This is a genomic window from Streptomyces sp. NPDC091377 (assembly GCF_044757045.1).
Taxonomy (GTDB): Bacteria; Actinomycetota; Actinomycetes; order Streptomycetales; family Streptomycetaceae; genus Streptomyces.
This window is the reverse complement of the sequence record NZ_JBIVUE010000027.1, coordinates 36,768-62,207: the sequence shown is the minus strand read 5'-3', so window position 1 is coordinate 62,207 and position 25,440 is coordinate 36,768. Positions and strand designations below refer to the sequence as shown.

31 protein-coding genes are annotated in these 25,440 nt (G+C 71.5%); 5 read left to right on the top strand and 26 right to left on the bottom strand.

From position 1 onward, the window contains the following. Positions 1-35: 35 nt before the first annotated feature. Complete coding sequence (locus tag ACIQNG_RS36070; RefSeq protein ID WP_401427986.1) at positions 36-434, bottom strand: winged helix-turn-helix transcriptional regulator; 399 nt, start codon at positions 432-434, stop codon at positions 36-38. A gap of 48 nt (positions 435-482) precedes the next feature. Here ACIQNG_RS36070 and ACIQNG_RS36065 point away from each other — a divergent pair, with 48 nt between their 5' ends. Next, entirely contained in the window at positions 483-1,412 is a 930-nt protein-coding gene (locus tag ACIQNG_RS36065; protein ID WP_401491069.1) for an NAD(P)-dependent oxidoreductase, read from the top strand. Here ACIQNG_RS36065 and ACIQNG_RS36060 read toward each other — a convergent pair. Then, positions 1,399-1,935 carry an HAD domain-containing protein gene (locus tag ACIQNG_RS36060; RefSeq protein WP_401491067.1) on the bottom strand — a complete coding sequence of 179 codons (537 nt, stop codon included), beginning with the start codon at positions 1,933-1,935 and terminating at the stop codon, positions 1,399-1,401. The two genes, ACIQNG_RS36065 and ACIQNG_RS36060, sit on opposite strands and share 14 nt — an antisense overlap. A 199-nt stretch (positions 1,936-2,134) precedes the next feature. Between ACIQNG_RS36060 and ACIQNG_RS36055 the strand changes: the two genes are divergently transcribed. Next, positions 2,135-2,971, top strand: a complete 837-nt coding sequence (locus ACIQNG_RS36055) for a nitroreductase/quinone reductase family protein (RefSeq protein WP_401428682.1) — start codon at positions 2,135-2,137, stop codon at positions 2,969-2,971. 97 nt (positions 2,972-3,068) lie between these two features. Here ACIQNG_RS36055 and ACIQNG_RS36050 read toward each other — a convergent pair whose 3' ends face one another. The 9 genes from ACIQNG_RS36050 to ACIQNG_RS36010 form a co-directional block, all read right to left on the bottom strand. Beyond that, on the bottom strand, positions 3,069-5,228 hold the full coding sequence (locus ACIQNG_RS36050; protein ID WP_401491065.1) for a HelD family protein: 2,160 nt from the start codon (positions 5,226-5,228) through the stop codon (positions 3,069-3,071). A 41-nt stretch (positions 5,229-5,269) separates the two neighbouring features. Next, positions 5,270-5,905: a TetR/AcrR family transcriptional regulator gene (locus tag ACIQNG_RS36045; protein ID WP_401491063.1), complete on the bottom strand. Its 636-nt coding sequence runs from the start codon at positions 5,903-5,905 to the stop codon at positions 5,270-5,272. A gap of 88 nt (positions 5,906-5,993) precedes the next feature. Then, complete coding sequence (locus ACIQNG_RS36040) at positions 5,994-7,295, bottom strand: phosphotransferase family protein (protein ID WP_401491061.1); 1,302 nt, start codon at positions 7,293-7,295, stop codon at positions 5,994-5,996. Between the two features lie 234 nt (positions 7,296-7,529). Next, positions 7,530-8,270: an HAD family hydrolase gene (locus ACIQNG_RS36035; protein ID WP_401491059.1), complete on the bottom strand. Its 741-nt coding sequence runs from the start codon at positions 8,268-8,270 to the stop codon at positions 7,530-7,532. After that, on the bottom strand, positions 8,267-9,130 hold the full coding sequence (locus tag ACIQNG_RS36030) for a FadR/GntR family transcriptional regulator (RefSeq protein WP_401491057.1): 864 nt from the start codon (positions 9,128-9,130) through the stop codon (positions 8,267-8,269). Before ACIQNG_RS36030 ends, ACIQNG_RS36035 begins: the two co-directional genes overlap by 4 nt. Before the next feature lie 82 nt (positions 9,131-9,212). Next, complete coding sequence (locus ACIQNG_RS36025) at positions 9,213-10,103, bottom strand: GntR family transcriptional regulator (protein ID WP_401427970.1); 891 nt, start codon at positions 10,101-10,103, stop codon at positions 9,213-9,215. Between the two features lie 117 nt (positions 10,104-10,220). Continuing rightward, the gene (locus ACIQNG_RS36020) at positions 10,221-11,057 is read right to left on the bottom strand and encodes a winged helix-turn-helix domain-containing protein (RefSeq protein WP_401428680.1); all 837 of its coding nucleotides are present in this window, start codon (positions 11,055-11,057) and stop codon (positions 10,221-10,223) included. Positions 11,058-11,559: 502 nt separating this feature from the next. Beyond that, positions 11,560-12,819, bottom strand: a complete 1,260-nt coding sequence (locus ACIQNG_RS36015; RefSeq protein WP_401491055.1) for a GNAT family N-acetyltransferase — start codon at positions 12,817-12,819, stop codon at positions 11,560-11,562. 73 nt (positions 12,820-12,892) lie between these two features. Beyond that, complete coding sequence (locus ACIQNG_RS36010; RefSeq protein ID WP_401491053.1) at positions 12,893-13,531, bottom strand: aerial mycelium formation protein; 639 nt, start codon at positions 13,529-13,531, stop codon at positions 12,893-12,895. Positions 13,532-13,667: 136 nt separating this feature from the next. On the opposite strand from ACIQNG_RS36010, the gene dtd reads away from it, so the two are divergent. After that, entirely contained in the window at positions 13,668-14,093 is a 426-nt protein-coding gene (gene dtd / locus ACIQNG_RS36005; RefSeq protein WP_401427964.1) for a D-aminoacyl-tRNA deacylase, read from the top strand. Positions 14,094-14,132: 39 nt separating this feature from the next. On the opposite strand, the gene ACIQNG_RS36000 is transcribed toward dtd, so the two are convergent. The 6 genes from ACIQNG_RS36000 to ACIQNG_RS35975 all read right to left on the bottom strand — a co-directional run bounded on the left by ACIQNG_RS36000 (position 14,133) and on the right by ACIQNG_RS35975 (position 17,929). Further along, entirely contained in the window at positions 14,133-15,098 is a 966-nt protein-coding gene (locus tag ACIQNG_RS36000) for a YgfZ/GcvT domain-containing protein (RefSeq protein ID WP_401491051.1), read from the bottom strand. A gap of 9 nt (positions 15,099-15,107) precedes the next feature. Next, the gene (locus ACIQNG_RS35995) at positions 15,108-15,575 is read right to left on the bottom strand and encodes a Fur family transcriptional regulator (protein WP_401491049.1); all 468 of its coding nucleotides are present in this window, start codon (positions 15,573-15,575) and stop codon (positions 15,108-15,110) included. 16 nt (positions 15,576-15,591) lie between these two features. After that, positions 15,592-16,167 (bottom strand): FABP family protein, encoded by a 576-nt coding sequence (locus tag ACIQNG_RS35990; RefSeq protein WP_401427957.1) that lies wholly within the window; start codon positions 16,165-16,167, stop codon positions 15,592-15,594. Positions 16,168-16,387: 220 nt separating this feature from the next. After that, the gene (locus ACIQNG_RS35985; protein WP_401491046.1) at positions 16,388-16,585 is read right to left on the bottom strand and encodes a hypothetical protein; all 198 of its coding nucleotides are present in this window, start codon (positions 16,583-16,585) and stop codon (positions 16,388-16,390) included. A 157-nt stretch (positions 16,586-16,742) separates the two neighbouring features. Beyond that, the gene (locus ACIQNG_RS35980) at positions 16,743-17,102 is read right to left on the bottom strand and encodes a DUF397 domain-containing protein (protein WP_401491044.1); all 360 of its coding nucleotides are present in this window, start codon (positions 17,100-17,102) and stop codon (positions 16,743-16,745) included. After that, on the bottom strand, positions 17,084-17,929 hold the full coding sequence (locus ACIQNG_RS35975; RefSeq protein ID WP_401491118.1) for a helix-turn-helix domain-containing protein: 846 nt from the start codon (positions 17,927-17,929) through the stop codon (positions 17,084-17,086). Before ACIQNG_RS35975 ends, ACIQNG_RS35980 begins: the two co-directional genes overlap by 19 nt. Before the next feature lie 219 nt (positions 17,930-18,148). On the opposite strand from ACIQNG_RS35975, the gene ACIQNG_RS35970 reads away from it, so the two are divergent. Then, the gene (locus ACIQNG_RS35970; protein WP_401427952.1) at positions 18,149-18,511 is read left to right on the top strand and encodes a DsrE family protein; all 363 of its coding nucleotides are present in this window, start codon (positions 18,149-18,151) and stop codon (positions 18,509-18,511) included. A gap of 10 nt (positions 18,512-18,521) precedes the next feature. Here ACIQNG_RS35970 and ACIQNG_RS35965 read toward each other — a convergent pair whose 3' ends face one another. The 9 genes from ACIQNG_RS35965 to ACIQNG_RS35925 form a co-directional block, all read right to left on the bottom strand. Then, positions 18,522-18,908 (bottom strand): VOC family protein, encoded by a 387-nt coding sequence (locus tag ACIQNG_RS35965; RefSeq protein WP_401491042.1) that lies wholly within the window; start codon positions 18,906-18,908, stop codon positions 18,522-18,524. A 9-nt stretch (positions 18,909-18,917) separates the two neighbouring features. Then, positions 18,918-19,178 carry a DUF3099 domain-containing protein gene (locus ACIQNG_RS35960; protein WP_401427947.1) on the bottom strand — a complete coding sequence of 87 codons (261 nt, stop codon included), beginning with the start codon at positions 19,176-19,178 and terminating at the stop codon, positions 18,918-18,920. A gap of 130 nt (positions 19,179-19,308) precedes the next feature. Next, complete coding sequence (locus ACIQNG_RS35955) at positions 19,309-19,599, bottom strand: DUF1416 domain-containing protein (RefSeq protein ID WP_401427945.1); 291 nt, start codon at positions 19,597-19,599, stop codon at positions 19,309-19,311. A gap of 64 nt (positions 19,600-19,663) precedes the next feature. Beyond that, complete coding sequence (locus tag ACIQNG_RS35950; protein WP_401427944.1) at positions 19,664-20,509, bottom strand: sulfurtransferase; 846 nt, start codon at positions 20,507-20,509, stop codon at positions 19,664-19,666. Between the two features lie 130 nt (positions 20,510-20,639). Further along, a complete protein-coding gene (locus tag ACIQNG_RS35945) occupies positions 20,640-20,720 on the bottom strand; it encodes a putative leader peptide (protein WP_351515640.1) in 81 nt (26 codons plus the stop codon). A 207-nt stretch (positions 20,721-20,927) separates the two neighbouring features. Further along, the gene (locus ACIQNG_RS35940) at positions 20,928-21,659 is read right to left on the bottom strand and encodes a DUF2993 domain-containing protein (RefSeq protein ID WP_401427942.1); all 732 of its coding nucleotides are present in this window, start codon (positions 21,657-21,659) and stop codon (positions 20,928-20,930) included. 257 nt (positions 21,660-21,916) lie between these two features. Then, a complete protein-coding gene (locus ACIQNG_RS35935) occupies positions 21,917-23,191 on the bottom strand; it encodes a hypothetical protein (protein ID WP_401491039.1) in 1,275 nt (424 codons plus the stop codon). 3 nt (positions 23,192-23,194) lie between these two features. Continuing rightward, complete coding sequence (locus ACIQNG_RS35930; protein WP_401427937.1) at positions 23,195-23,449, bottom strand: MoaD/ThiS family protein; 255 nt, start codon at positions 23,447-23,449, stop codon at positions 23,195-23,197. Positions 23,450-23,488: 39 nt separating this feature from the next. Next, positions 23,489-24,340 (bottom strand): alpha/beta hydrolase, encoded by an 852-nt coding sequence (locus tag ACIQNG_RS35925; RefSeq protein ID WP_401427935.1) that lies wholly within the window; start codon positions 24,338-24,340, stop codon positions 23,489-23,491. Between the two features lie 207 nt (positions 24,341-24,547). Between ACIQNG_RS35925 and ACIQNG_RS35920 the strand changes: the two genes are divergently transcribed. Beyond that, positions 24,548-25,399 carry a winged-helix domain-containing protein gene (locus tag ACIQNG_RS35920; RefSeq protein WP_401491037.1) on the top strand — a complete coding sequence of 284 codons (852 nt, stop codon included), beginning with the start codon at positions 24,548-24,550 and terminating at the stop codon, positions 25,397-25,399. Positions 25,400-25,440 lie beyond the last annotated feature (41 nt).

Here is a 25,440-nt window from a genome sequence, read left to right as displayed (position 1 = left end):
GCCGACGGGGCGGCGGGGGCCGTGACACCCACTTTTTAGTGCGTACTTGGCACCGCGTCCGCCCCGCGCGACGCTGGTCGTGTGACCGGGACGTCGGCGGCCACCGCCATCCGGTCCAGACGGCGGTGGCCCCAGTCGGAGAGAGGAGCGAGGACCACGGAGAGTTCACGGCCGAAGCCGGTCAGGGAATAGACCGTCTTCGGCGGCTGGACGTCGTACACCTCCCGGTGCACCAGACCGTCCTCCTCCATCTCGCGCAGCGCCTGGGTCAGCACCTTCTCGCTGAGCCCCGGCAGTCGGCGCCGCAGTTCGGCCGGCCGCAGCGGGCCCGACTCCAGCAGCCACAGCAGCGAGGTCTTCCATTTGCCGTCGATGACGGCGATCGCGGCGGTCACTCCGCAGACGTTCAGATCACGGGCACGGCTTCGTGTCATGTCAGGCCCCGTTTCGCACAGTCCACCATCATCCAGGAGCGTTCCAGCATGTCCGCGTCCGCGCACGGCACCCCCGCCACCCCTTCCACTGCCTCCACCCCCCAGTCTGCCTCCACCGTGACCGTCATCGGTCTGGGGCCCATGGGGTACGCCCTGGCCGCGACGTTCCTGGCCGCGGGCCTGCGTACGACGGTCTGGAACCGCACCCCCGGCAAGGACGCCGGGCTGGTCGAGCGGGGCGCCCGCACCGCGTCGTCCGTCGAGGAGGCGGTCGGGGCGAGCGAGCTGACCGTCGTCTGCGTGGTGAACTACGACGCCGTGGACGCCGTACTGCGCCGCCCCGAGGTCGCCACCGCCCTCAAGGGCCGTACGGTCGTCAATCTCACCGCCGACATCCCCGACCGGGCCCGTGACCTGGACGCCTGGGCGGACGCGCACGGGATCCGCTATCTGGACGGCGCGATCATGACCCCGACGCCGACCATCGGCACGCCCGACGGGGTGTTCCTCTACAGCGGCCCCGAGGCCCTCTACCGCGAGCACCGGCCGGTCCTGGACGCGCTCGGCGGCGCCCACACCCACCTCGGCGAGGACATCGGGCGGGCCGCCGCGTACGACATCGCGCTGCTCGACATCTTCTGGACGGCGATGTCCGGCTACGCGCACGCCCTGGCGATGGCCCGGGCCGAGGGCATCGGCGCGGGCGAACTCGCGCCGTTCGCCATGGGCATCGGCGCGATCCTGCCGCCGCTGTTCGAGCAGATGGCGAAGGACGTGGACGACGGTTCCTACTCCGGGGACCTGAACCCGATCACCTCGGCCGCCTCCACCATCGCCCATGTCGTCCACGCCTCCGAGGCGCACGGCATCGAGGCGAACGTGATGCGGGCGACGGAGGGCCTGGTCAGCCGGGTCATCGCCCAGGGCCGCGGCACCTCCGGCTTCCTCGCGGTCGTCGATCTGCTCAAGCCGCTCTGAGCCAGCCCCGTACGGCGTCGAAGTCCGCCCCGGTCAGCGCCCGCCGATGATCCACCCGGTGCAGCAGGGCGCGGCCGGGGTGGTGGGCGCCGACCCAGGCGTGATCGGCCGCGGTGATCTCGTCGTCCAGCCAGACGAACGGCCGCCCGGCGGCATGGGCGACGAGATGCCGCGTCTTCCAGTGCACCCCCCGCCCCCCGGACACCCTGTACCCGCCGGTCGCACCAGGTGCCTCGTCCTCGTCCGGCCAGTCCAGCACCGGCAGCGGCGGCAGTCCCAGCCAGGGCGCGATCACCTCGTTGGCGTCGTCCAGCCAGGTCGTGGCCCACACCAGCACACAGTCCAGGGCGCGCAGCCGGGGGCCGAGGCCGGGGTCGATCCGGGTGAGCAGCGGATGCGCGTCCGGATCCACCCGCCCGTCGCCGTACGGCGTCCCGTGGTCCGGCTCGTGGACCGGGTAGGGCCCGGCCGCCCCGAACGGCAGCAGCGTGCCGTCGACGTCGAGGTACAGGAGTGGTCGCACGGAAACCACGTTGCCCTACCCCTCGCCCCACCGCTAACGTCACGCGTATGACTGCCGGGTCGGCCTCGTGCCGTGAGCGAGTTGGGTGCCCGGCCTCTGAGTGAGGCCGGCGCGGGCCAGGAGTCCGCCGCTTCTTCTCTTCGCACAGCTCATCATTCAAGCGAACGAGAAGGAGACCCACCCCAGCATGACCCATGGCATACCCCACACCTTCAATCAGCAGGTCATCGAGGAGTTCCGCGCCCATCACGGCCGGGTCGGCGGCCCTTTCGAGGGCGGTCGGCTGATCCTGCTGACCACCACGGGGGCCCGCTCGGGCGCCCGGCACACCACCCCCCTCGGCTATCTCCCCGACGGTGACGGCCGGATCCTGGTCATCGCCTCCGCGGGCGGATCGCCCAGGAACCCCGCCTGGTACCACAATCTGGTCGCCCACCCGCGGGTGACCGTCGAGAGCGGTGTCTTCACCTACGAGGCCGACGCCACCGTGCTGACCGGCGAGGAGCGTGCGCGGGCGTGGGCGCGGGCCGTGGAGTCGGACGAGGGGTGGGCCGAGTACCAGCGCAGGACGGACCGGCCGATCCCGCTCGTCGTCCTCCAGGAGGTCCCGGTCGACGGGCCGCCGAACGTCAACGCCGGTTCGATGGCCGAAGGACTCAAGCTCATCCATGACGCCTTCCGCCATGAACTCGCCCTGTTGCGCAAGGAGTTGGCGGGTCGGGGCGACCGCGGTCCGCTGGGCGCCCAGCTCCGGATCAACTGCCTCACCTTCTGCCACGGCCTGCACAACCACCACACCGGCGAGGACATGGGCATCTTCCCCCACCTCGCCGGCCGCCACCCCGAGGCGGCCCCGATGCTGGCCCGGCTGGCCGAGGAGCACGAGCGGGTCGCGGTCCTGGTCGCGGAGGTGCGGCGGGTGATCGACGGCGGGGAGCCGATCGCCGTGGTCCGGGCGGAGGTGGAGCGGCTGACCGCCGAGCTGGAGGCCCATCTGGCCTACGAGGAGGAGCAGTTGATGCCCCTGCTCGGCTGAGCGAGGGCCCGGTGGAGGCCGCGGCCGTCAGCACGTCCGTGGCCTCCACCGCCAGCCCGACAGCGGCCCGACCGTCAGAACGGCAGCGGCCCGACCGTCAGAACGGCAGCGGCCTCCCGTGCACCACGTCCAGCCGTGACACCGCCCGGGTCAGCACCACGTACAGCCGGTGCAGCCCCCGTTCCTCCGCCTCCGCGATCGCCGCGGGCTCGACGGCCACGACATGGTCGTACTCCAGCCCCTTCACCGCACTCGCGGCGACGACGGTGACCCGCTCCCCCGCTCCCCCGCCCAGGGGCGCCGCCGCGACCGGCACCCCGGCGGCCTCCAGCGCCGCCCGCACCCACCCGGTGTCACCGTCCGCCGCCACCACCCCGATCGAGCCCTCCCCGGCCGTCGCCTCCCGTACGGCGGCCACCACCGCCCCCGGCAGATCGCCGCCCGCCGCCCGGATCCGCACCTCACCGTCGGTGCGCAGCGACCGGCCCGCCGGTACGTCCACATCCAGCCGGGCGAGCAGCCGGTTCGCCAGTCCCACGACGCCGGCCGGCACCCGGAATCCCGTGGTCAGCGGTACGACGTCGGCGTCCGGCACGCCCAGGTGGCGCAGGCTCCCGGTCCAGGAGCGGGCGGCCCACGCGGTGGTGCCCTGGGCCAGATCGCCGAGCACGGTCAGCGAGCCGAACCGCGCCCGCCGGGCGATGGCCCGGCACTCCATCGGGGACAGGTCCTGGGCCTCGTCCACGACGACATGGGCGTACCCGTCCGGGTGGGCGATCAGCCCGGCGACCTCGTCCAGCATCACCAGTTCCGCGTCCGACCAGCGCACCGACCGCCACGACCGGGACAGCCGCGACCGGTGCAGCGCCCGCCGCTCGGCCCCGTCGAACACCCCGTCGGCCGCACGGGCGAGAGCCTCCGGATCGCCGAGCAGCCCGGCGACCACCTCCTCGGGCCGCACTGTCGGCCACACGGCGTCCAGGTGCGGGGTGAGCGCCCGCCCGACCTTGCGCGCCCAGGGCGCCGGGCGGGGCCCGGACCGTCGCTCGGCGGACCGCCGCAGCCGTTCCACCAGCCGGGTCCGCACCCGTTCCCGCCCGGTTTCGTACGGCGGCTCCTCCGCGCGCACCCCGGCCACGGTCTCCGCCACCTCCGCCCCGGTGATCCGCCAGCGGTACGCCCCGTCGGGCACGGTCAGCGACTCGACGGCCGCGGGGTCCACGCGCGCGTACAGCGCCCGGCGCAGCACCTCGGCCATCCGCTCGTCGTGCTTGAGGGCGGCGGCGCGCGGATCCTCGTCGTCCCCGCCGCCGGCGGGGTGGCCGAGGGCCTCGGCCTCCCCGCCGCCGGCGGGGTGGCCGAGGGCCTCGGCGAGTTCCTCCCGCAGGGTGGACTGGCGTACGCCGCTCTCGCCGAGGGCGGGCAGGACGGCGGCGATGTAGTCGAGGAAGGTCCGGTGGGGGCCGAGGATCAGCAGTCCGCCGCGTCGGAGGCGCTGCGGGTGGGTGTAGAGGAGGTAGGCGGCGCGATGCAGTCCGACGGCCGTCTTGCCGGTGCCGGGGGCGCCCTGCACGCACACCGACCGCGCGAGATCACCTCGTACGAGAGCGTCCTGGTCGGGCTGGATGGTGGCGGCGATGTCCCGCATGGGGCCGACGCGCGGGCGTTCGATCTCGCGGGCGACGATCGCGCTGGGCCCCGCCGGTCCGGCCCGGGGGTAGCCGGGGTCCAGGTGCTCGTCCTCCAGCGAGGTCAGGTCGGCCGAGTCGCCCCGGCTGCCCGGCGCCCATCCGAACCGGCGGCGTACGGCGACCCCGTGCGGGTCGGCGGGCCCGGCCTGGTAGAAGGCGCGGGCGACGGGGGCCCGCCAGTCCACGACGAGGGGCGGGGCCGCGGGGTGCTCGCCGATCCGCAGCCGCCCGACGTGCAGCGCGGGGTGCCCGTCGGGGTCCGCGGGCTTCTCCGGGGGCCGGAAGTCGAGCCGTCCGAAGAACAGCGGCCCCTCGGGCAGTTCGCGCAACGCCTGGGCCCGGCTGCGGAGTTGATACCCGAGGACTTCGGCGTCGGCGCCGGAGGCGGACGCGTCCGCACCGATCGTCACCTGTTCGTCGGCCCCGTCGGCCATCGCGGCGAGGGTGGCACGGCACCGGTCGTGGTGGGCGCGTTCCTGGCGTAGAGCGCCCTCAAGGGAGTCGGGGGAGGCAGGAAGAGGGTCAGGTGCGCCGAGGGGGCCGGGGGCGGGGTCGGGTGCCGTCATTCCCCCGAGCGTACCGGAATAACGTAACCGAGTTAAATTTTTTACCGTGACTCACTTCGGGGTCTCGCGGTGAGGCCCGGCAGCCCTTCCGCCAGCCGGGCGAACGCCCGCTCGGCCGCGGCCACCGCGTCCGGCCGGACCTGCCGCTCCGTCTCCCCTGCGGCGATCCGCCGCCAGTTCTCCTCGGCGAGGACCCGCCGTACGGCGATGATCTGCGCGGCGGCGAGCCGGGCGTCCAGATCCCCGCCGAGCGCCCCGGCCAGCGCGGCCTCGTCCCGTTCGACCTGCCCGTACGCCCGCGCGACCAGGGAGGGGGTGCCGTAGAGCAGGGTGCGGAAGGCGAGCACGTCGGGGTGGTCGCACAGCCCGGTGACCGGGTCGCCCCGCTCCAGCCCGGCCAGGAAGTGGCGCCGCAGCGCCTCGACGGGGTCCGGCCCCTCGGCGACGACCCGCGCGGCCTCGCCCTCGTGGTCGGCGATCCGGTGCAGGACCAGGTCCTCCTTGGCCGGGAAGTACCGGAACAGCGTCGGCTTGGAGACCTCCGCGGCGGCGGCCACCTCCGCGACGGACACCGCGTCGAACCCCTTCTCCAGGAACAGCCCGATCGCCGTCTCCGACAGCACGGAGTACATCCGCCGCTTCTTCCGCTCCCGCAGACCGTCCCCGCCGTCACTCATACGAGGAGCCTACGCAGGCCCCACCCGGTGCGGGTCGGGTGGTCAGCGGCGTGGCGGCGTGTACGGCGGTCGGTGCGTCGGTGGGTGGTCAGTGGACCGGGCGTTCCAGGGCTTCGGGCGGCCGGGCCGGGCCGGTGGTTCCCGGCAGGGGTGGGTGCGGGCGCGGGGTGGGGGTGGACGCGAGGGTGACGCCTCTGAGGCGGTCGGCGTCGGGGCACCAGCCGTGGCCGTCCCCGCCGCGCCCGTGTCTCGCCGGACCGCGGCGCCCGGCGGGTGCGGGGCCTTCGTGGCCGGTGCCCGTCGGGCCGTTCCGCGGCGGGGTGGGGGCCCGGTTCTCCAGGTCGGCTGTGTGCCAGTCGCGCAGGGCCTGCCGGGCCGTGGGCTCGTCGGCGGGGGAGGCGTCGTACGCCAGGTCCTCCCAGGCGCGGCGCAGGGTGCGGCAGACCCGGGTGGCCGCGGCGGTGTAGTGCCGGGGCTCCGCGTCGTCGGGCAGGGCGAGGGCGGCGCGCAGCACGTCGGGGAAGACCGACTGGACGTGCTCGAAGCCCCGGTAGGTGCCGAGGTCGCGGTCCAGACCGGCCGTCAGGTCCCGGTGTCCGGCCCGGTGCATCGCCTCGGTCCACAGGTCGACGGCGAGCTTGCGCTCGCGCTCGTCGTAGCCCATCCGGACCACATGGGTGGCGAGGTCGTGCAACGGGTCGCCGTACAGGGCGAGTTCCCAGTCGAGCACCGTGAGCCGTTCACCGGCCGGGCCCGGGGTCACGATCACATTGGCCCGGTGGACGTCGGTGTGCAGCAGGACGAAGGGGCGGGCGGTGAGGGGCGGGCGGGTGCCGAGGAAGTCGCCGACGACGGTGGGCGGGATGCCCAGGGCGTCGAAGAGGGTGCCGAAGCGCGGCCGGTGGGGGCGGTGGACCCGGTGTTCCGTGAAGTCGGCCAGGAAGCGCAGGAAGCCCGCGCTGTCGCCGCTGCCGGGCCAGCCCTCGGGGCGCGGCGGCAGGGCCTCGGCCGGTACGGCGGCCAGCCGGGCGAAGAAGCCGGCCAGTTCCGCGATCCGCGCCTCGTCCAGCGGATGCCCGCCGGGCTCCTCGGACAGGGCCCAGCCCGTGACGTAGGCGTGCAGTGACCAGGCCCCGAAGTCCCGCAGACAGCGCGGTACGTCGTCCAGCCAGGGGCGCACCGCGTGCAGCACCTCGGACTCCCGCCAGATCCGGGGCACGACCTCGACCGTCTCGCACGGCACCCGGAACTTGGCCCGCGCCCGCCCGGAGTCCAGCCCCAGCAGATAGGCGAGGGGCTGGCCCAGCGGGAGGACCCGGTTGCTGTTGTGGTGGCCGGCCACCACGTCCCCGACGGCCCGCTCGCGGCGGCGCTCGGCGAAGAAGCGCACCAGCGCTTCCTGTGCTTCGTGTGCCCGGGGTGACAGACGGGACAGTCCGGCCTGAGGGGACAGCCGCGACTGATAGCACTGATGGGGCTGATGGGACTGATGGGACAGGGGGTGCCGCATGGGCGCAGAGCGTACTGAACACCGTGCCGGCTCCCTCCGGTCCGCCCGCCATGCGGACACCGGACACCGCACAGGGGCGTGGAGGGGCCGTGAGCTGAGGGTTCTTCGGTCTTCTCAGCCGGTCCGTACGGCGTGCAGGAGGGGTTCCAGCGAGCGCAGGATGCGGCGCTCCGGCACCCCGTCCGCCAGCAGCCGCCGGAGCACCGCGTCGTTGCCCGCGTACCCGAGGAAGGGGACACCGGCGGTGCGCGCGGCGGTGTAGTCGGTCTGGCTGTCGCCGATCATCAGGGAGGTCCGGGGGGCCGCCCCCATCGCGCGCAGGGCCTTCAGCAGCAGGTCGGGGTTGGGTTTCAGCAGCCGCAGATCGGCGGTACGGCCGTAGATGTGGGGGGCGAAGCAGGCGTACAGGTCCCTGCCGCGGAGGTATTTCTCCACGGAGCGCGCGGAGTTGTTGGTGACGATGGCGAGGCGGGCGCCGACCGCCACCCAGGTCCGGACAAGGGCGTCCGCGTAGGCCGTCGGCCAGGCGTCGGGGGCGGCTTCCAGTTCGGCGCGGGTGAGCCGCTCCTCCAGGTCGAGGACCAGGTCGCTGCCGGGGTGGCGGGCGGCGAAGGCCATCAGCACCCCGTGCGGGTCGGGGCTGGCCCGCTCCGCCTCGGTGAGCAGCCCGGCGAGGCCCTGCTCCTCCAGCCACAGCACCTGTTCCCTGGCTATGCGCACGGCCGGGTGGCCGGCGAACAGACGGCAGATGGGTCCGTCGAAGTCGAAGAGGACATTCCTCGTGCCCGCGACCAGTCGGGCAAGTTCCTCGGCGTCTCGCGCCACCAGGTCGGTCCGTCCCGTCTCAGGAGTCACGAGCCGAGTGTCGACCTCGGCGGGCACAATTCCCAGAGGGCCTCGAAGCATTTCCTGGTGTCGTCGACGAGCGCCTCGTCCTGTCCGCCCCGGTCCCGGCGGAATTCGAACAGCGAGGAGGCGAACCCGCTGACGTCCATGACCTGGATCTCTCCGGCGCCCGGCGCGACCTCGTAGGGGCGCAGACCGACCCGGTAGTTGCCCTGGAGGACCAGCGTGCCGTTGAGCACGTACTGCTTCACCGACGGCACGAACGGCAGGGCCCTGAAGACGACCTTCGCGTCGATGCCGTAGCCGGCCATCATCTGGGCCAGGGAGGCCATGACCTCCATCTGGTTCGTTATCTGCCGCTTGATCCGCTGGTCGATCCGCTGCCGCAGCGCCGGTTCGTCGTCGGCCGGGACGGGGACCGGGTAGGGCAGCGCGACCCCGGGTCCGGGCAGCAGGCAGCGCACCTCCACGGTGTCCGGGCGCACATCGCCCTGGGCGACCAGCCGGCACACCTCGCCGATCGCCCACAGCAGGGTCTCGGCGGTGAAGCAGACGGCGTCGATGCGTACGTCGGGTTCCCGGAACGCCTCGGCCAGATAGGAGCTGAGCACCACCCGTGCGGCCCGGGAGCGCCCGGGGTCGGGGCGGGACCCGGCCACCCGGGGCGGGCTGCCCTTGCTCACATGGGTGAGCAGCCCGTCGGCCTGGAGGGCGCGCAGCGCCTCGCGCACGGTGCCGCGCTCCACCCCGTAGGTCTCGGCGAGGACGGCCTGGGTGGGCAGCCGCTCGCCCGCCTTCAGCTCGCCGGCGCGGATCCGCTCCCGCAGCGTGTCCGCGATCTCGCCGGACGACTTCTTGTTGCCGTTCACTGCTTCTTCCTGCCGTTCACTGCCACGCTCTCCTGGTTCGCGGCCACGCTTCGAGTGATGCGGGGGGCCGTGGGGCATTCGGTCAGCCGAGGGTCAGGTCCGTCGTGATGGTCCCCCACAGGGCGTCGAACCACTTCTGGGACTCGTGGACGAACGTGGCGTCGCGGTGGCCCGTCCGTTCGGCGGAGGGGGCCGCGGAGTCGAAGGAGAAGAGGAGGGACTCGGTGCCGACGGTGTCGTACAGGTCCCGGGTGCCGGACGCGGTGGGTTCCTCGCGGCGGGTGATGGTGTAGTACGCGATCAGCGCCTCGGTGCCGTTGAGGAGGTACAGCTTGACGGGCGGGGTGAAGGGCAGGGCGCGGAAGCGGACGGTGACGTCGATGCCGTGGGAGGCGCGCAGGGCGCGCAGATTGTGCCGCAGCACCTGGCCCTGGGCGTTGCGCCGGTCCAGCCAGCGGCGGTGCACGTCGTCGTCGTCGCCCTGGACCGGGACGGGGAAGGCGAGGGCGATGTCCCGGGAGGGCAGCAGGACCCGTACGTCGATGGACTCGGGGCGCAGGGTGCCGTCGTGGATCCGGCGCAGCGGCTCGCCCAGGGCCAGCATCAGGGTGCCGGAGGTGAGACAGGCGGCGTCGATGTGGACGTGCGGCGCGCGGAAGGCTTCGGTGAGGCGGGGGGCGAGGCCGACCATGGCCGACTGGGGTTCGTCGCCGGGGAGCGCGGGGCGGGCGACCCGGGGCGGGCTGCCCTTGCTGACGTTGCTGAGCAGGCCGTCCTGCTGGAGCGAGCGCAGCGCCTGGCGCACGGTGCCGCGTTCGACGCCGAACTGGTCGGCGAGTTCGGCCTGGGTGGGCAGGCGGTCGCCCGCCCTCAGCTCACCGCGCTGGATGCGCTCGCGCAGGGCGTGGGCGATGGACTCGGCTGTGGGTCTTCCGCCGTCGTTCACTGCCACGTTCTCCCGGGTCACGACCAAACGCTACAACTTCATTCCATCTCATGGGGGTTGCCGAGAAGTTGTTGATGACCATTCGCCAAGCGAGGACATCATAGCCAGAGTTGGCAACCAACTTGAGGGAGTTGGACGAGGTGATCAGTTCGCCAGGACCAGCTCCGAGCTGATCGTCCCCCACAGGGCGTCGAACCACAGGTACGACTGTTCCACGAAGGTGGTGTCCCGCAGCCCGGCGCCCTGCTCGAAGGGGAACAGCATCGAGCGGGTGCCCTCGGTGTCGTACAGCTCCAACCGCTCGTCGTCGATCTCCTCCGCGTGCCGCCGCAGGGTGTAGAAGGCGAACAGCGCCTCGGTCCCGTTGAGGAGGTACAGCTTGACGGGCGGGGTGAAGGGCAGGGCCCGGAACGAGACCCGGACGTCGATGCCGTGCGTGGAGCGCAGGGTGAGCAGATTGTGCCGGAGCACCTGGCCCTGGGCGTTGCGCTGGGCCAGCCAGCGCGGATGGACCGGGTCGGCGGCGCCCCGGCCCCGCACCGGCCGCGGAAAGGCCAGCGTGATGTCCCGCGACGGCAGCAGCACCCGTACGTCGACCTTGGCCGGTTTCAGCTCACCGGCGTGGATCCGGCGCAGCGGCTCACCGATGGCGAGGGTCAGGGAGATCGAGGTCAGGCACAGTGCGTCGATGGCCACATGGGGTGCGGCGAACGCGTCCGCGATCCTCGGCGCGAGGGACACCGTCGTCGGCTGCGGCTCGGTGGACGGGACCGCCGGTCTTCCGTGGCGGTCGGGGGCGACGGTCGCCGGAGCCCCCTTGGACACATTGGTCAGCAGCCCTTCCGCCTGGAGCGCGCGCAGTGCCTCGCGCACCGCGCCCCGCTCCACCCCGAACTCCTGCGCGAGCCGGGCCTGGGTGGGCATGCGCTGCCCCGGCCGCAGCTCCCCGGAGCTGATCCGGGCCCGCAGTTCCTCGGCCACCTGGCGGTGCGTCCGACGGGTCACAACCAAAACGGTACAACTTCCCGCCATCTCCGGGCAGTTCATGGGCAGGTGGTTATAAGACTCATCCAAGTGGAGATAAGTACTGTGAAGTTGGTCGCCAACTTCTACAACCGACCATAAGCTGGTCAGGCTTTCTGGGCGTTGGCCACAGGGGGGTCACCGCCCAGTACACCGACCGGGCTTCCTTCCGGAGGGGAGCCGGAGGTCCGGCGGACCGCACAGCCACAACCGAATCGCACAGCCACAACTGAACATCCACAACTGAACATCGACAACTGAACATCGACAACTGAACATCGACAACCGCATAGCTGCTACGGACGCACAGCCACAACTGAACAGCAGACAGCTGGACAACAGACAGCTGGACAACAGACAGCTGGACAACAGACAGCTGGACAACAGACAACTGAACAGCTGGACAACTGAACAACACGCCACGGATGCGTGGTCCACCGTCACCGGCAGGAGGGATCCCTCAGAAGATGTCCGGGCACCAGGCCCGCCCGGACGTGCGCAGCAGGGCGTCGGCCGACCGGGCGGCGCCCTGTCGTTCTTCCCGGACCCGGCCGAGCGCCGCCAGCCGGACCGCCGAGGTCTCGCCCGTCCACAGCGGGGCCAGGTCGGCGATGTCCAGGGCGAGGTCGGCGCGCTCGGTGGTCGGCGCGCACGACGCCCCGTCCGCCGACGCCTCCAGCCGGAACCGCCCGCCCGCGAGCCCGGCCCGGTCGGCCACCTCCAGGACCAGCGCGCCCTCGGTGTCGTACGTCCGCGCTTCGAAGGCCCGTACGACGTCCAGGATCCGCACCCACAGCCAGTCGGAGTGACTGACCAGCTGGGCCGCGCGGGCGTCGGGGACGAGGTCGGGGAACAGGTCGTCGGGGGCCCGGCCGCCGCTCTTCACCTGGGTGACCCAGTCGATGGAGAAGAGGTGCCGCCACAGCGCGCGCTCGGCGTCCGGGGTCACCGCGATCAGATCGCGCACCGAGACCGTGTTCCGCGGCTGCAGATTGTCGCCCCAGGTGCCGTCGAAATCGTAGGAGGCGTACCCCTCCACCTCGCCGTCCGGCGAGCGGTACACGGCGTAGTAGGGCATCTTCCAGTCGGCTTCGGGCCGGACCGCGCCCGTGGCCACCCGCCACCAGCGCTCGTTGCGGTCGATCACCCCGTGCCGCTGCCGGCGCAGCCGCTCGTGCAGTTCGGGGCCGAGCTTGCGGACGTCCTCGCCTTCGACCAGGTCGATCCGGCCGCCGATCCCGTCCAGCGGCGACTGCCGCTTGTCCAGTCCGGAGCGGGTCAGGTCGAGCTTCCACTCCGAGCGCCAGGTGGCGGGGCCGAAGCCGAAGCGGCCGTAGATCGGGTACTCGGCGGCGATCAGGGTCGCCACCACGTCGCCGCGCTCCTTCGCGTCCGTCAGGTCCTGCCGCATCATCCGGCTGAGCAGACCGCGGCGGCGGTGGGTGGCCGTGACGGTGACGTTGGAGATGGCGTCGGCGGGGACGGACCGGCCGCCGACCGCCGTGACCTGCTGGTCGAAGGAGCGGAAGGTGGCCACGCACCGCCCCGCGTCGTACGCCCCGAAGGCGCGGTCCTGGTCGATGTACGAGGCCCGGTGGGCGATCTCCGCCTCGGAGACCTCGGGGCCGCGCAGGAATCCGGCGGCCAGGGCACGGGACCATTCGGCGGAGTCGGCGGAGGTGATCGGGCGTATGGCGATGTCGTCGCTGAAGCTGCTCATGACGCCACGGTAAAGGGCGGGCGCGCAGGTGTCCCCTTCCTTTTCCGAAAGCCCTGCTCCCGCCCCACACCCCTTACATCAGCAGGTCGTCGACCTGTGCCTCCCCGTCCCGGTAGCGGCGGCCGATCTCCGCGCTACATCCGTCCGCGGTCCGCTGCAACCGCTGGCGGCGCCGGGAGACCTGCTGCTCGTAGCGGACCAGGCGGACCATCGCCTGGGTCAGCTCCGGATCCGTCCGGGCGTCCAGCGCGGACAGCTCGACCTCGGCGAGCATCTCCGCGGCCAGCCGCCGGTACTCCTCGCCGCGCGGGATGCCCAGCGTGACATGGCGGGCGGAGGAGCGCTGGCGGGCGGGCGCGTCGGCGAGGATCTCGGAGAGCCGCGCCACCATCGACGCCTCTCCCCCCGGCTCGGCCACCACGGAGGCGGCACCGCGCCGGGCCAGTTCGGCGCGCAGGATGTCGATCCGGCCCTGGAGCAGCCGTCGTACGTAACTCAGATCCGCCTCGTCCCGCTGGGCGTCCCGCCGCAGCGTGCGCAGCTCGGGCAGGCTCAGCGCGGTCAGCTCGGGCCCGGGCGGTTTCAGCCGGGCCGGCTCGGGCTCGGCCGGGGCCGGGCGCAGGGCCGGGCTGTCGGTGCGCTGTGCGGGTGGCGGTGCCGCGCGGGTCAGTGAGACTGGCCCGGGCGGCTGCCCTGTACTCGGTGTGCTCATGTGCCTCAACCGTCCCCTCGACCGGCGTGTGGCAGCATCGTGCCACCCCCGGGGACCGCTATGTGACCGAGTGCCCCGATCGACCCCGGATGGGGGGTTGGTGAGAGCCCCGTGAAGGTACCGGCATGATGGTCGTATGCGAGCGGTGGTGCAGCGGGTGGACGGCGCGAGTGTCGTCGTGGACGGCGAGACGGTCGGCGGGATCAGCGGGGAGGGCCTGTGTGTGCTGGTCGGTGTCACGCATGACGACACCCCGCAGAAGGCGGCGCGGCTGGCCCGCAAGCTCTGGTCGATCCGGATGCTGGAGGACGAGCGGTCGTGCAGCGAGGTGAACGCCCCGCTCCTGGTCGTCAGCCAGTTCACCCTCTACGGCGACGCCCGCAAGGGCCGCCGCCCCACCTGGAACGCGGCGGCCCCGGGCGAGGTCGCCGAGCCCCTGGTGGACGAGGTGGTGTCCCAGTTGCGCGCACTCGGCGCGACGGTGGCGACGGGCCGCTTCGGCGCGAAGATGCGGGTGTCGCTGACCAATGACGGCCCGTTCACGGTCCTGCTGGAGATGTGAGAGCCGGGCGGACCCCTTGCCCGGGGCGCCCGGATGACCCTAGGGCTCGACCACGATCTCCTGGGCCGCCGCCGTGTCCCCCGCCAGCAGCGGGGCGTCCACCGGCACGTTCCGCTTCACCAGGGCCAGTGCCACCGGCCCCAGCTCGTGGTGGCGTACGGCGGTGGTGATGAAGCCGATCTTCCGGCCGTCGTCCCCGTCCGCCGCGAGCCGCAGTTCGGTGCCTGCCGCCGGGAGATGCACCTCGCTGCCGTCGAGGTGGAGGAAGACCAGCCGCCGGGGCGGCTTGCCGAGGTTCTGGACCCGGGCCACGGTCTCCTGCCCCCGATAGCAGCCCTTCTGCAAGTGCACGGCGCTGCCGATCAGGCCCAGCTCGTGCGGGATGGTGCGGTGGTCGGTCTCGAAACCGAGCCGGGGGCGGTGCTGCTCGACGCGCAGCGCCTCGTAGGCGAGCAGCCCGGCCGCCGGGCCGTACCGCTCGGCGTACGCCTCCAGCTCCGCGCGCGGGAGGAAGAGGTCACGGCCGTACGGGGTCTCGCGGACGGCCACGCCTTCCGGGGCCTCGGCGATGGAGCCGGCCGGGAGGTGGATCACCGCGAAGTCGTCCGTGCGGTCCTCGACCTCGACCCGGTAGAAGAACCGCATGGACTCCAGGTACGCGATCAACGCGCCCTCGGTGCCGGGCTCGACATGGGCCCAGACGGTCGTACCGTCATCGACCAGATACAGGGCGTGTTCGATATGGCCGTTGGCGGACAGGACCAGCGCCTCGGTCGCCTCTCCGGCGGGCAGGTCGGCGACATGCTGGGTCAGCAGCAGATGCAGCCAGCTCAGCCGGTCCGCGCCGGACACGGCGACGATCCCGCGATGGGAGAGGTCCACGAATCCCGCGCCGTCGGCCAGGGCGCGCTGCTCACGGAAGAGGTCGCCGTAGTGGGCGGCCACGCCTTCGTCCACACCCTCGGCGGGCACGGCACCGGGAAGGCTCAGCAAGGGGCTCTTCATATGCCTAGCCTACGACTCGGTACTTGAAGTCTTGGTGGTTGAAGACTTGGTAGTTGAATCTTTGAGCGTGCAGTCCTGGCAGCGGCCGAAGATCGCGAAGTGCTTCAGGTCGGTGTCGAACCCGAACTGATCGCGCAGCTTCGCCGTGAAGTCGGCGGCCACCTCGACCTCCGCCTCGATCACATTCGTGCAGTCCCGGCACACCAGGTGCAGATGGTGGTGCCGGTCGGCGAGGTGGTACGTCGGCGAGCCGTGCCCCAGATGGGCATGGCTGACCAGCCCCAGCTCCTCCAGCAGCTCAAGGGTCCGGTAGACGGTGGAGATGTTGATCCCCGACGCCGTCCTGCGCACCTCGCACAGGATGTCGTCCGGGGTCGCGTGCTCCAGGGTGTCCACGGCTTCGAGCACGAGTTGCCGCTGCGGGGTCAGCCGGTAGCCGCGCTGCCGCAGATCGCTCTTCCAGTCGGTGCTCACCACACCGGCAAGTGTATGACTACTTGAAAAACGCGATCCCGTCGTCAGGCATGTCGTCCGGCAGGGCCTTGGCCCAGCGCTCGACCTCTTCCGGCGTGACGACCTTCTTCAGGTGCGCCGACATGTAGGGGCGCAGCTCGACCTCCGGGGTCTGCTTCTCGCCGACCCACATCAGGTCGCTCTTCACATACCCGTACAGCCGCTTGCCGCCGGTGTAGGGGCGGGAGCCCGGCGTCCGCGCCACCGCGTCCGTGACCAGGTCGATCTGCGGCTTCTGGTGGGCCAGCTCGCCGTACCAGATCTCGATGACACCGTCGTCGCGGGTCATCGTCACCTCGATCTTGCGGGTGTCCTCGATCCGCCAGAAGCCGTGCTCGGTCTCCAGCGGGCGCACCTTGTTGCCGTCGTCGTCCAGCACCCAGGTGTGCGACTGGTACTCCAGGAAGTCCCTGCCGTCGTGGGTGAAGGTGACCTCCTGGCCGAAGTTGCACTTCTCGGAGCCGGGGAAGTCGTGCACACCCGCGCCCGCCCAGTTGCCGAGCAGGAAGGCGAGCGGGACGAGGTCCTTGTGGAGGTCGGACGGGATCTCGATCATGAGTGGCAGGTCCTCAGGAGGGGGGTCAGCGCTGGCCCTGGTACAGCTTCTTCACGGCCAGGCCGGTGAAGGCGAGAACGCCGACGCAGACCAGGACCAGCAGGGCTTCGAAGAAGATGATCACGGGGTGCTCCTCGGTGAGCGGAGTACGACGTAGTACGACTACGCAACAGGGCCGGGCCCCAGCTTACGCGGGCGGGGCCCGGCCTTCCTTACGAGGTCACCCCAGCAGCTGGCTCTGGAGCACCACCGTCTGCCGGAAGGGGACGGCGGGCACGCCGCCCGCACGGGACTGCACGATCACCGCGTAGACGTTCCCGGCGGACACGTACGCCGGCCGGACCTGCTCGGCACCGCAGGGCTCGGGCTCGGCGTAGGCGGTGCGCTCGATGCCGGAGACGGTGGCGGCATCTGACATCACCGGCTGGGACAGCGGCGGCGACGGATATCAGCAGGGTGGAACGCCGAAGCGACCGGTGTCCCACCCGTCTTTCAGAGTCTTCCATGAGGCGCGGATTCCGTTCACGCGCTTCACAGGTGACTCACGGGTCACACGGGGGGTGCGGAGAAGTCGATCACGATTCAGACATGACTTTCACCGAATCCACGAAGATGGCCCAGGCGGACGCGTCGAAGAGCAGGGCTCCGCGAGCGGTGTCCTTGCTGTCCCGCACGGGGACGACGGAGGGGAGGGCGGCGACCTCTACACACTGGCCGCCGTCCTGGTTGCTGTAGCTGCTCTTACGCCAGTCGGCGGTGCGGAGGAGGTCGTCGGAGACCTCCACGCATTCGCCGCCGTCCTGGTTGCTGTAGCTGCTCTTACGCCAGTCGGTGACGCGAAGGAGGTCGTCGGAGACCTCCACGCACGCGCCGCCGTCCTGGTTGCTGTAGCTGCTCTTACGCCAGGTGATGGCGCTCAGGTCGATGGCTCGCATGGCGCTTCCTCCAGCATCCGCTCGATGAACTGCCGCGATTTTTCTGGGGATAGGGCTAGATCGCGCACTCGATCGTACCGGAGCTGAAGTCGGTCGACAGCTGTTGGTTCCTGGACTAGTTCGCCCGAGTATCCCGTCTCGACCCAGGCCACGGTCTGACCATCTACGACCCGAAGAAAGATGGTGTCGGTGTTGGTGAGGGCGTGGAGTCCAGCGGACTGCGGCAGCACCTGCATGGTGACGTTGGAGTAGAGCCCCACTGTGTTGAGGTGCTCCAACTGTTCACGCCAGCTCTCCGACTTCTGAAGAGGCGTGCTCAACGCCGTCTCAGACACAATGACGCGGAGTTGGAGGGGAGACTCCCGCGTGAGCAGCCCTTGCCGTCCGATTCGCGCCTCGACCTGCGTCCTCAGCTCTTCTGCTGAGAGACCACCCTGTGCGAGCAGTTCCCCTGCATAGTCGCGAGTTTGCAGCAGGCCAGGAAGAACGCCCGCCGAGTACTGCCACATACTCAAGGCGCCCGCCTCCAGCGTCATGTACCGCCGATACCGCTCCCGGAACTGCGTTGGGTCCGACACCGCCAGTTCCCAGAGGGCGAGCAACAGTCCCGGTGTCGTGTCGTAGAACTGCTCCAGCGCCTCCACGACCTCCGGGCCGCCCAGCGTCTCGCCGCTCTCCATCTTGGCGAACTGGCTGCGGTCCCAGCCGAGCCGTTCGCCCAGTTCCCTGAAGGTCACCCTCTTCTGCGCCCTCAGCAACCTCAGTTCCTCCGCGAACCGACGCCTCGGCTCCTGGCTCCGGCCTGACACCACCCGCCTGTGCGGCATCCAGTCCTCCCTCGGGGAGTTGTTGAATTTACGCCGCGAGACGGGAAGCAGCGTCCGCCACCCGCCCGCCGGCCCACCCTTCCGGGCCATGCTCGCAGCACCTTCACCACGCAGAGTAGCCACAACTGCCGCTTTGCGTAGGAAACTTGGGAATTCTCGGCATATATCAGCAAAGACAGCCATACCTCCCTACACCGCCCGCGCAGCTACCATGCGGGCATGGCGAAGAAGCTCGTGATCAAGGTGACGGCGGGGGCGGACGCCCCCGAACGCTGCTCGCAGGCGTTCACGGTGGCGGCGGTGGCCGTGGCCAGTGGTGTGGACGTCTCCGTCTGGCTGACCGGCGAATCGGCGTGGTTCGCGTTGCCTGGGCGGGCGGCGGAGTTCGAGTTGGCGCACGCGGCGCCGCTGGACCAGCTCGTCGACGCGATCCTCGCCGACGGCAGGCTCACCCTGTGCACCCAGTGCGCGGCCCGGCGCGACATCACCGAGAAGGACGTCATCGAGGGCGTCCGGATCGCGGGCGCCCAGGTCTTCGTGCAGGAGGCCCTCGGCGAGGACACGCAGGCGCTCGTCTACTAGAACCCGCGCGCTACTCCGGGGTCTCCACCCACAGGCAGAACGGGTGCCCGGCCAGGTCGAACAGGACGCGGACGTCGTCCTGCGGCTGGTGGTCGGCCGGGCGCGCGCCCTCCGCCACCGCCCGCGCGGTCTCCGCCGCCAGGTCGTCCACCTGGATGTCGAGGTGGAGCATCATCCGCTGCTCGCCGGGCGACCGGGAGGGCCAGGCCGGGGGCACGTACTCCGGCTCGGCCTGGAAGGCGAGGGCGATGCCGGGGGTGCCCTCGGGGGGTCCGGTCAGGACCCAGTCGGGCTCCTCGGCGCGGACGACGTAGCCGAGGAGGCGGACGTAGAAACCGGCGAGTTCATGGGCGTCGGAGCAGTCGAGGACGACGGTGGAGAGTCTCGTGGGCGACATGGGGACTTTCTATTGATGCCGCTTCTTGCCGTCCAGCTCGTCCCACCACTCGTCGGACTTCGGATCCCCTGACGGGTCGTCCCACCAGCGGTCCTCGGGACCCCGGCGATTGGCGACGATCGCGGCGAGCGGCGGGATCACCATGGCGACCACGCACAGGCCCACGGCGGCCGGTACCGACCAGATGCGCACGACACCCCAGGCCAGCACGAAGAGGCCGATGCACGTACCCATCATCGCGAAGTAGAGGTGACGCCTGCGCGCGTACATATGTCCAGCTTAGGCCCGTACGAGCACAAGGGCCGCGTCCCGGGAGTCCAACCCGTGGGACGCGGCCCTTGTCACCGCACACCGTCCGTCACAGCGCGGCGCGCGGTCCGTCACACACCTCGCGCGGCCGTCAGACCGCGATCGCGACCTCCGCGAGACCGCCCTGCTGGGCGACGACCGTGCGGTCGGCGGTGCTGCCGCCCGGCACCAGCGCACGGACGGTCCAGGTGCCCTCGGCCGCGTAGAACCGGAACTGGCCCGTCGCGGACGTGGGGACCTCGGCGGTGAACTCACCCGTCGAGTCCAGCAGCCGGACATAACCCTGGACGGGCTCGCCGTCGCGGGTCACCTGGCCCTGGATCGTGGTCTCACCGGGCTTGATCGTCGAGGCGTCGGGGCCGCCGGCCTTCGCTCCACACATACTGTCTCTCCAGAAAGGTCGGTCGGGAGGGTCGGAAAAGGGTTGGTTCGGTCGCTCGGGTCGCTTACTTGTTGGCGCCCAGCTCGATCGGCACGCCGACGAGGGAGCCGTACTCGGTCCACGAGCCGTCGTAGTTCTTGACGTTCTCGACACCGAGCAGCTCGTGCAGCACGAACCAGGTCAGGGCCGAGCGCTCACCGATGCGGCAGTACGCGATGGTGTCCTTGGCGAGGTCGACGCTCTCCTCGACGTACAGCTCCTTCAGCTCGTCGTCCGACTTGAAGGTGCCGTCGTCGTTGGCGTTCTTCGACCACGGGATGTTGCGGGCGCTCGGCACGTGGCCGGGGCGCTGGGACTGCTCCTGCGGCAGGTGGGCCGGGGCGAGCAGCTTGCCGGAGAACTCGTCGGGCGAGCGGACGTCGACCAGGTTCTGGGAGCCGATGGCCGCCACGACGTCGTCGCGGAACGCGCGGATCGAGGCGTCCTGGGGCTTGGCCTTGTACGCGGTCGCGGCGCGCTGCGGCACCTCGTCACCGGCGACCAGCTCGCGGGCGTCCAGCTCCCACTTCTTGCGACCGCCGTCGAGCAGCTTGACGCTGTCGTGGCCGTAGAGCTTGAAGTACCAGTAGGCGTAGGACGCGAACCAGTTGTTGTTGCCGCCGTAGAGGATCACCGTGTGGTCGTTGGCGATGCCCTTCTCCGACAGCAGCTTCTCGAAGCCGGCCTGGTCGACGAAGTCACGGCGGACCGGGTCCTGGAGGTCCTTGGTCCAGTCGATGCGAACCGCGTTCTTGATGTGGTTCTTCTCGTAGGCGGACGTGTCCTCGTCCACCTCCACGATGACGATGGACGAGTCATCGAGGTGCTCCTGAAGCCAATCGGCGTCGACCAGGACGTCGCTGCGGCTCATGGTTCTCTCCTCCGGGGCAGTTACGGCGGGATGTGTGCGTGGTGCGGTGCGTACGCGGTGCGCTCGGGACGGCGCACGAATGCCCTGAGCAGGGCGGTGCGGGAAAGACGGAAGGGGTCAGGGCTTCCGGTCAGAACGAGCGACAGAGCATGGCGGCAACGCGGCAGAGGTCCACTGCCCGCCGCTTGGTGAGATCCGCCTGTCGCTTCATGCGGTCGATCGTAGGGACGGCAGGGCGCGCATGTCACCGGCGTGTCGGATTATGAGACGCGATCGTCCGTATTGTGGGAAGGGGGAAGGGTGGGTCGGTCCCTCCCGGGGGTTCCGCGCGGGGGGTGGCGGTGCATATCTGCGGTACGGACTGCGCCGTCTCGCCCCTCGGACATCGCAGGTGGCCGGCGCGCGCACTCCGGGCGGTCTACCCGGCGAGCCGTACGTCGGAACCCTTCACCGAGATCTCGACACCGTTCTTCGCCGCCTGCACCTGGTCCAGGTCGAAACCGCCGGGGAGGTCGTCTATGGCCTGCTGGAAGTCGGCGATCTTCCGGACCGCGCTCTCGGCGAGGTCCAGGCCGTCCAGCTGGGGCAGGGAGTCGGTGCGGACCTCGACCTTGTCGCCCTCGACGCTGACCCTGCTCAGCACCGACATCTGCTGGGTGCCGATGGCGGGGGCGTCGATCTCCAGGCCGACCTTGATCCGGCCCTCACCGCCGTCGGAGAGGCTCACCACCCGGGCGGTCACGCCCGGCGCGATCTCGGTGGGCTCGGAGTTGGCGGCCTTCAGCAGCTCGTCGTACGCGATGATCGCGCTGCCGGTCGCGCTGGCCGCGGTCGCGGAGCTGTAGTCGCCGGAGAACTCGACGCCCTTCATGTCGGCGCGCAGATCGTCGATCCGGATCCGCTCACCGTTGCCCGCGGACGCCTGGTAGCCGTCGATGCCGACCTCGACCTCGTCCAGCGAGCCGCCCATGAGCTGGGTGAGGAAGGGGAAGCCGTTGATCGACACATCCGGGGTGCGCGCGAGGTTCTCGGTGCTCTTCAGCTTGCTCGCGGCCTCGTCCTCGGCGAAGTTCACGGCCAGCCGGTCGGCGGCGACGAACAGCCCGCCGAGGATCACGACGACGATCAGAAGTATTCGTAGCGCGCGCATCTTCCCCACCTCGGCGGACTCACTTCAAGGACGGCAGTCACCGTAACCCCGGCGGAAGGGCCGACCGGGGTTTGTCGATCACCTGTGACGAAGCCGGGGCGGTCGTGTGGATCCCGGCTCAGCGCCAACGCCCGGCTCAGCCCCGGCGCCCGGCTCAGCCCCGGCGCCCGGCTCAACCCGGCGCCCGGCTCAACCCGGCGCCCGGCTCAGCCCGGCGCCCGGCTCAGCCCAGGACCCGGCTCAGCCCAGGACCCGGCTCAGCCCAGCGCCCGGCCCACCACCCACACCGCCGGGGCCGCCGCCGCCAGCGGCAGGGCCACGCCCGCGGTGAAGTGCACGAAGCGGGACGGGTAGTCGTACCCGGCCGCCCGGTGGCCGATCAGGGCACAGGCCGCCGCCGCCGCACCCAGCAGCGCGCCCTTCGCGCCGAAGTCCGTCATCCCGCCGACCGCGACCCCCGCCCCGGCCGCCGCCAGCAGGGACACGACCACCGAGGCCGGGGTCGGCAGCGGCATCGCGCGGGCCAGCAGCGCGACCGCCACGGCGACCGCGCCGACGCTCACCGCCTCCGGGTCGGCCGCGAGATACCCCGCCGCCACGATCGCCAGCGCGGCCGAGACGACCGTCGCCATCAGGCCGTACATCCGTTCGTCCGGGTCCGCGTGGGAGCGGAGCTGGAGCACCAGCGTCAGCAGCACCCACACGCCCAGCGTGCCCAGGATCGCCGCCGCGCCGTGGTCCCGGCCGACCGCCAGCAGCGCCACGTCCGCCGACACGGCCCCGAGGAACGCCAGCGCGATGCCCTGCCGGGCCGGCCACATCCCGTTCAGCCGGAACCATCCCGCGGCGGTCACCGCCTGGAGCGCCACGGCCGGGACCAGCAGCGCGTACGATCCCGCCGCCGCGCCGACCGCCAGCAGCACGCCGAGCAGCGCGGTCAGCGCCGCGGGCTGTCCACCGGGCTCGATGATCGGCGACCGCCCTTCGAGGCGGGCCCGCTGGGCGTCGGTGATCCGGGCGTTCCCGGCGAGGGTGGCGGGGCCGTAGGAGGAGTCACCGTCACCGCCGTCCGGTGCGATGGGTACGCCGGGTGCGTTCGGTACGCCGGGTGCGTTCTGCGCGCTCTGGGGGGGCTGCGGGACCTCGGGAGGCAGGTGCGGCTGGTGCTGGTGGGGTTGCTGGTGCTGGTGCTGGGATTGCTGGTGCTGTTGCTGGGGTTGTTGCTGTTGTGCCTGCGGGGGCATCCCGTACGCCTGGGGCGGCAGATACGCCGTCTGCGCCGCGTCGGCCTGCGGCGGCACGGGCGGCTGGATCGACGTCTCCCAGGTCTGGCCCTGCCACTGCTGGGTGTGCGGCTCCTCGTACGCCGGCGGCTGCTGTTGCTGCCACCGGGGGTCATAGCCCTGCTGCTGGTACTGACCGTCGTAGTACTGCTGGTACTGCGGCGGGTACGGCTGCTGGTCCTGCGGGTGTTGCTGGTACGGCTGCTGGTCCTGCGGGTAGTGCTGTCCGTCGTACGGCTGGTCGCTCATCCGTCATCCTCCTGCGAACGGCGGGAGCACCTCGACCGTGCCGCCCTCGGCCAGCCGTACCGTCTCATGCGCGCGGGTCCCGACGGGATCGCCGTCGACCAGGAACGAGCAGCGCCGCAGCACGTTCGCCAGCTCACCGGAGTGCCGTGCGCGCACGGCGGCGAGCGCCTCGGCGAGGTCGGCCGCGTCGTACGGCTCCTCGGCGGTCCCGGCCGCGGCCTTCGCGGCGGCCCAGTAGCGCACCGTGACCTTTGCCATCTCGTCCCTCTGTCGGTCCCTGAGTCCTTCGGGGCCAGGCTAGCCCGCCCCGCCGACCGCCCAGCCCCCGATCCGGGCGAGCAGGGCGTCGTCGGCGGCGTGCTCGGCATGGCCCATCCCGGGCTCCAGCCAGAGTTCACCGTGGTCACCTGCGGCGCAGGCCAGCATGCGGGGGTGGTCCACCGGGAAATAGCCGTCCCGGTCGCCGTGGACGATCAGCAAAGGAGTGGGCGCGATCCTGGGCACCGCCTCCACCGGGGACAGCGGCACCGGGTCCCAGCCGCCCTGCTGGATCCGGGTGCGCAGCCCGTAGCGGCCGACGAGGCGGCCCTCGGGCCGGGTCACCAGCCAGTGCAGCCGCCGCATGGGCGCGGTGCCCCGGTAGTACCAGCGGGCCGGCGCGCTGACCGAGACCACCGCCGCGCTCCGCCCCGGGTACAGCGCCGCGTGCCGCAGCACCACCGAGCCGCCCATGGAGAACCCCACGGTCACGACCCGCCCGTGGCCCCGCTCCCGCGCCCAGTCGACCGCCGCCGCCAGGTCGAGCACCTCCCGGTCACCGACCGTGGAGCGCCCGCCGGAGGCCCCGTGGCCGCGGAAGGAGAAGGTGACGACAGCCCCGTAGCGGGCGAACACGCGTGCGATCCGTCGCACGTGCGGCTTGTCCACGTCACCGGTGAAGCCATGGGCCACGACGAACACCGTTCGTCCGGAGGATGGCATCAAGGTGTCGTATACGACCTCACCCCGCTCGTGGACGGCGTCGATCCGCACACCGTCCGCGGCCTGCAGAAACGTCCGCAGCCGCGCTGAACTGGACGTCTCCGGCGTCTCAGAGTGCGGACAGACGGTGGTGGCTCGTGCCACATGACCTGCCGGACCGTTGCTCATGTCGGCTATTCTGCTCGGCAGAGGACTCGGGCAGCGACGCCCCCGAGTCCTTTTGTGCTTTCGGACGCGTTGTATACGAAGCGGGAAACCCCAGGTGACCGCGGGAGTGTACGGGCCCCCCGGGATCGCAGAGCAGTGAATGCGCAGTAGCGACGCGCAGTGACGCACCGCACACGTCCTCGCAGGGACCGAGGAGGAACCAGACGTATGAGTTCTCTGCTGCTCCTGACCAATGCCCTCCAGCCGTCGACGGAGGTGCTGCCCGCGCTCGGCCTGCTGCTGCACAACGTGCGGGTGGCTCCCGCCGAGGGCCCCGCCCTCGTCGACACCCCGGGTGCCGACGTCATCCTCATCGACGGCCGGCGTGACCTCCCCCAGGTCCGCAGCCTGTGCCAGCTGCTGCGCTCCACCGGGCCCGGCTGTCCCCTCGTCCTGGTGGTGACGGAGGGCGGGCTCGCCGCCGTCACCGCGGACTGGGGCATCGACGACGTCCTGCTCGACACCGCCGGACCGGCCGAGGTCGAGGCCCGGTTGCGGCTGGCCACCGGCCGCCAGCAGCTCGTCAGCGACGACTCCCCCATGGAGATCCGCAACGGCGATCTCTCGGTGGACGAGGCGACCTACAGCGCCAAGCTCAAGGGCCGGGTCCTGGACCTGACCTTCAAGGAGTTCGAGCTGCTGAAGTACCTCGCCCAGCACCCGGGCCGGGTCTTCACCCGCGCCCAGCTCCTCCAGGAGGTGTGGGGCTACGACTACTTCGGCGGCACCCGCACCGTGGACGTGCACGTACGGCGGCTGCGGGCCAAGCTCGGCCCCGAGCACGAGTCGCTCATCGGGACGGTCCGCAACGTCGGTTATCGATTCGTGACACCCGAGAAGGTGGAGCGGGCCGCCGACGAGGCGAAGGCCAAGGCGGCCCGGCCGAAGCCGGAGCACGCGGACCCGTCCGCGCCCACCCAGGCCACCACCCAGGCCACCGCCCCGGCCACCACCCAGGCCGCCACCCCGGCGCCCGCCCACACCCCCGCGCCCGGCGCCGAGGCGCCGGTCACGGCGTGACGGGCGGCTGACGGACTCGGCAGGGTCCGGCTCCGTTGCGG

Excerpts from the sequence above, each read along its gene's own strand:
- ACIQNG_RS35970 (WP_401427952.1), top strand. The coding sequence starts at position 18,149 with ATGGCGAAGAAGCTCGTGATCAAGGTGACGGCGGGGGCGGACGCCCCC.
- ACIQNG_RS35920 (WP_401491037.1), top strand. The coding sequence starts at position 24,548 with ATGAGTTCTCTGCTGCTCCTGACCAATGCCCTCCAGCCGTCGACGGAG.
- ACIQNG_RS35965 (WP_401491042.1), bottom strand. The coding sequence starts at position 18,908 with ATGTCGCCCACGAGACTCTCCACCGTCGTCCTCGACTGCTCCGACGCC.
- ACIQNG_RS36050 (WP_401491065.1), bottom strand. The coding sequence starts at position 5,228 with ATGACGGCACCCGACCCCGCCCCCGGCCCCCTCGGCGCACCTGACCCT.
- ACIQNG_RS35985 (WP_401491046.1), bottom strand. The coding sequence starts at position 16,585 with ATGTCAGATGCCGCCACCGTCTCCGGCATCGAGCGCACCGCCTACGCC.
- ACIQNG_RS36065 (WP_401491069.1), top strand. The coding sequence starts at position 483 with ATGTCCGCGTCCGCGCACGGCACCCCCGCCACCCCTTCCACTGCCTCC.
- ACIQNG_RS36015 (WP_401491055.1), bottom strand. The coding sequence starts at position 12,819 with ATGAGCAGCTTCAGCGACGACATCGCCATACGCCCGATCACCTCCGCC.
- ACIQNG_RS35990 (WP_401427957.1), bottom strand. The coding sequence starts at position 16,167 with ATGATCGAGATCCCGTCCGACCTCCACAAGGACCTCGTCCCGCTCGCC.
- ACIQNG_RS35980 (WP_401491044.1), bottom strand. The coding sequence starts at position 17,102 with ATGCGAGCCATCGACCTGAGCGCCATCACCTGGCGTAAGAGCAGCTAC.
- dtd (WP_401427964.1), top strand. The coding sequence starts at position 13,668 with ATGCGAGCGGTGGTGCAGCGGGTGGACGGCGCGAGTGTCGTCGTGGAC.
- ACIQNG_RS35950 (WP_401427944.1), bottom strand. The coding sequence starts at position 20,509 with ATGAGCCGCAGCGACGTCCTGGTCGACGCCGATTGGCTTCAGGAGCAC.
- ACIQNG_RS35930 (WP_401427937.1), bottom strand. The coding sequence starts at position 23,449 with ATGGCAAAGGTCACGGTGCGCTACTGGGCCGCCGCGAAGGCCGCGGCC.
- ACIQNG_RS35960 (WP_401427947.1), bottom strand. The coding sequence starts at position 19,178 with ATGTACGCGCGCAGGCGTCACCTCTACTTCGCGATGATGGGTACGTGC.
- ACIQNG_RS36045 (WP_401491063.1), bottom strand. The coding sequence starts at position 5,905 with ATGAGTGACGGCGGGGACGGTCTGCGGGAGCGGAAGAAGCGGCGGATG.
- ACIQNG_RS35940 (WP_401427942.1), bottom strand. The coding sequence starts at position 21,659 with ATGCGCGCGCTACGAATACTTCTGATCGTCGTCGTGATCCTCGGCGGG.
- ACIQNG_RS35955 (WP_401427945.1), bottom strand. The coding sequence starts at position 19,599 with ATGTGTGGAGCGAAGGCCGGCGGCCCCGACGCCTCGACGATCAAGCCC.
- ACIQNG_RS35975 (WP_401491118.1), bottom strand. The coding sequence starts at position 17,929 with ATGCCGCACAGGCGGGTGGTGTCAGGCCGGAGCCAGGAGCCGAGGCGT.
- ACIQNG_RS36070 (WP_401427986.1), bottom strand. The coding sequence starts at position 434 with ATGACACGAAGCCGTGCCCGTGATCTGAACGTCTGCGGAGTGACCGCC.
- ACIQNG_RS35935 (WP_401491039.1), bottom strand. The coding sequence starts at position 23,191 with ATGAGCGACCAGCCGTACGACGGACAGCACTACCCGCAGGACCAGCAG.
- ACIQNG_RS36010 (WP_401491053.1), bottom strand. The coding sequence starts at position 13,531 with ATGAGCACACCGAGTACAGGGCAGCCGCCCGGGCCAGTCTCACTGACC.
- ACIQNG_RS36000 (WP_401491051.1), bottom strand. The coding sequence starts at position 15,098 with ATGAAGAGCCCCTTGCTGAGCCTTCCCGGTGCCGTGCCCGCCGAGGGT.
- ACIQNG_RS35945 (WP_351515640.1), bottom strand. The coding sequence starts at position 20,720 with ATGAAGCGACAGGCGGATCTCACCAAGCGGCGGGCAGTGGACCTCTGC.
- ACIQNG_RS35925 (WP_401427935.1), bottom strand. The coding sequence starts at position 24,340 with ATGAGCAACGGTCCGGCAGGTCATGTGGCACGAGCCACCACCGTCTGT.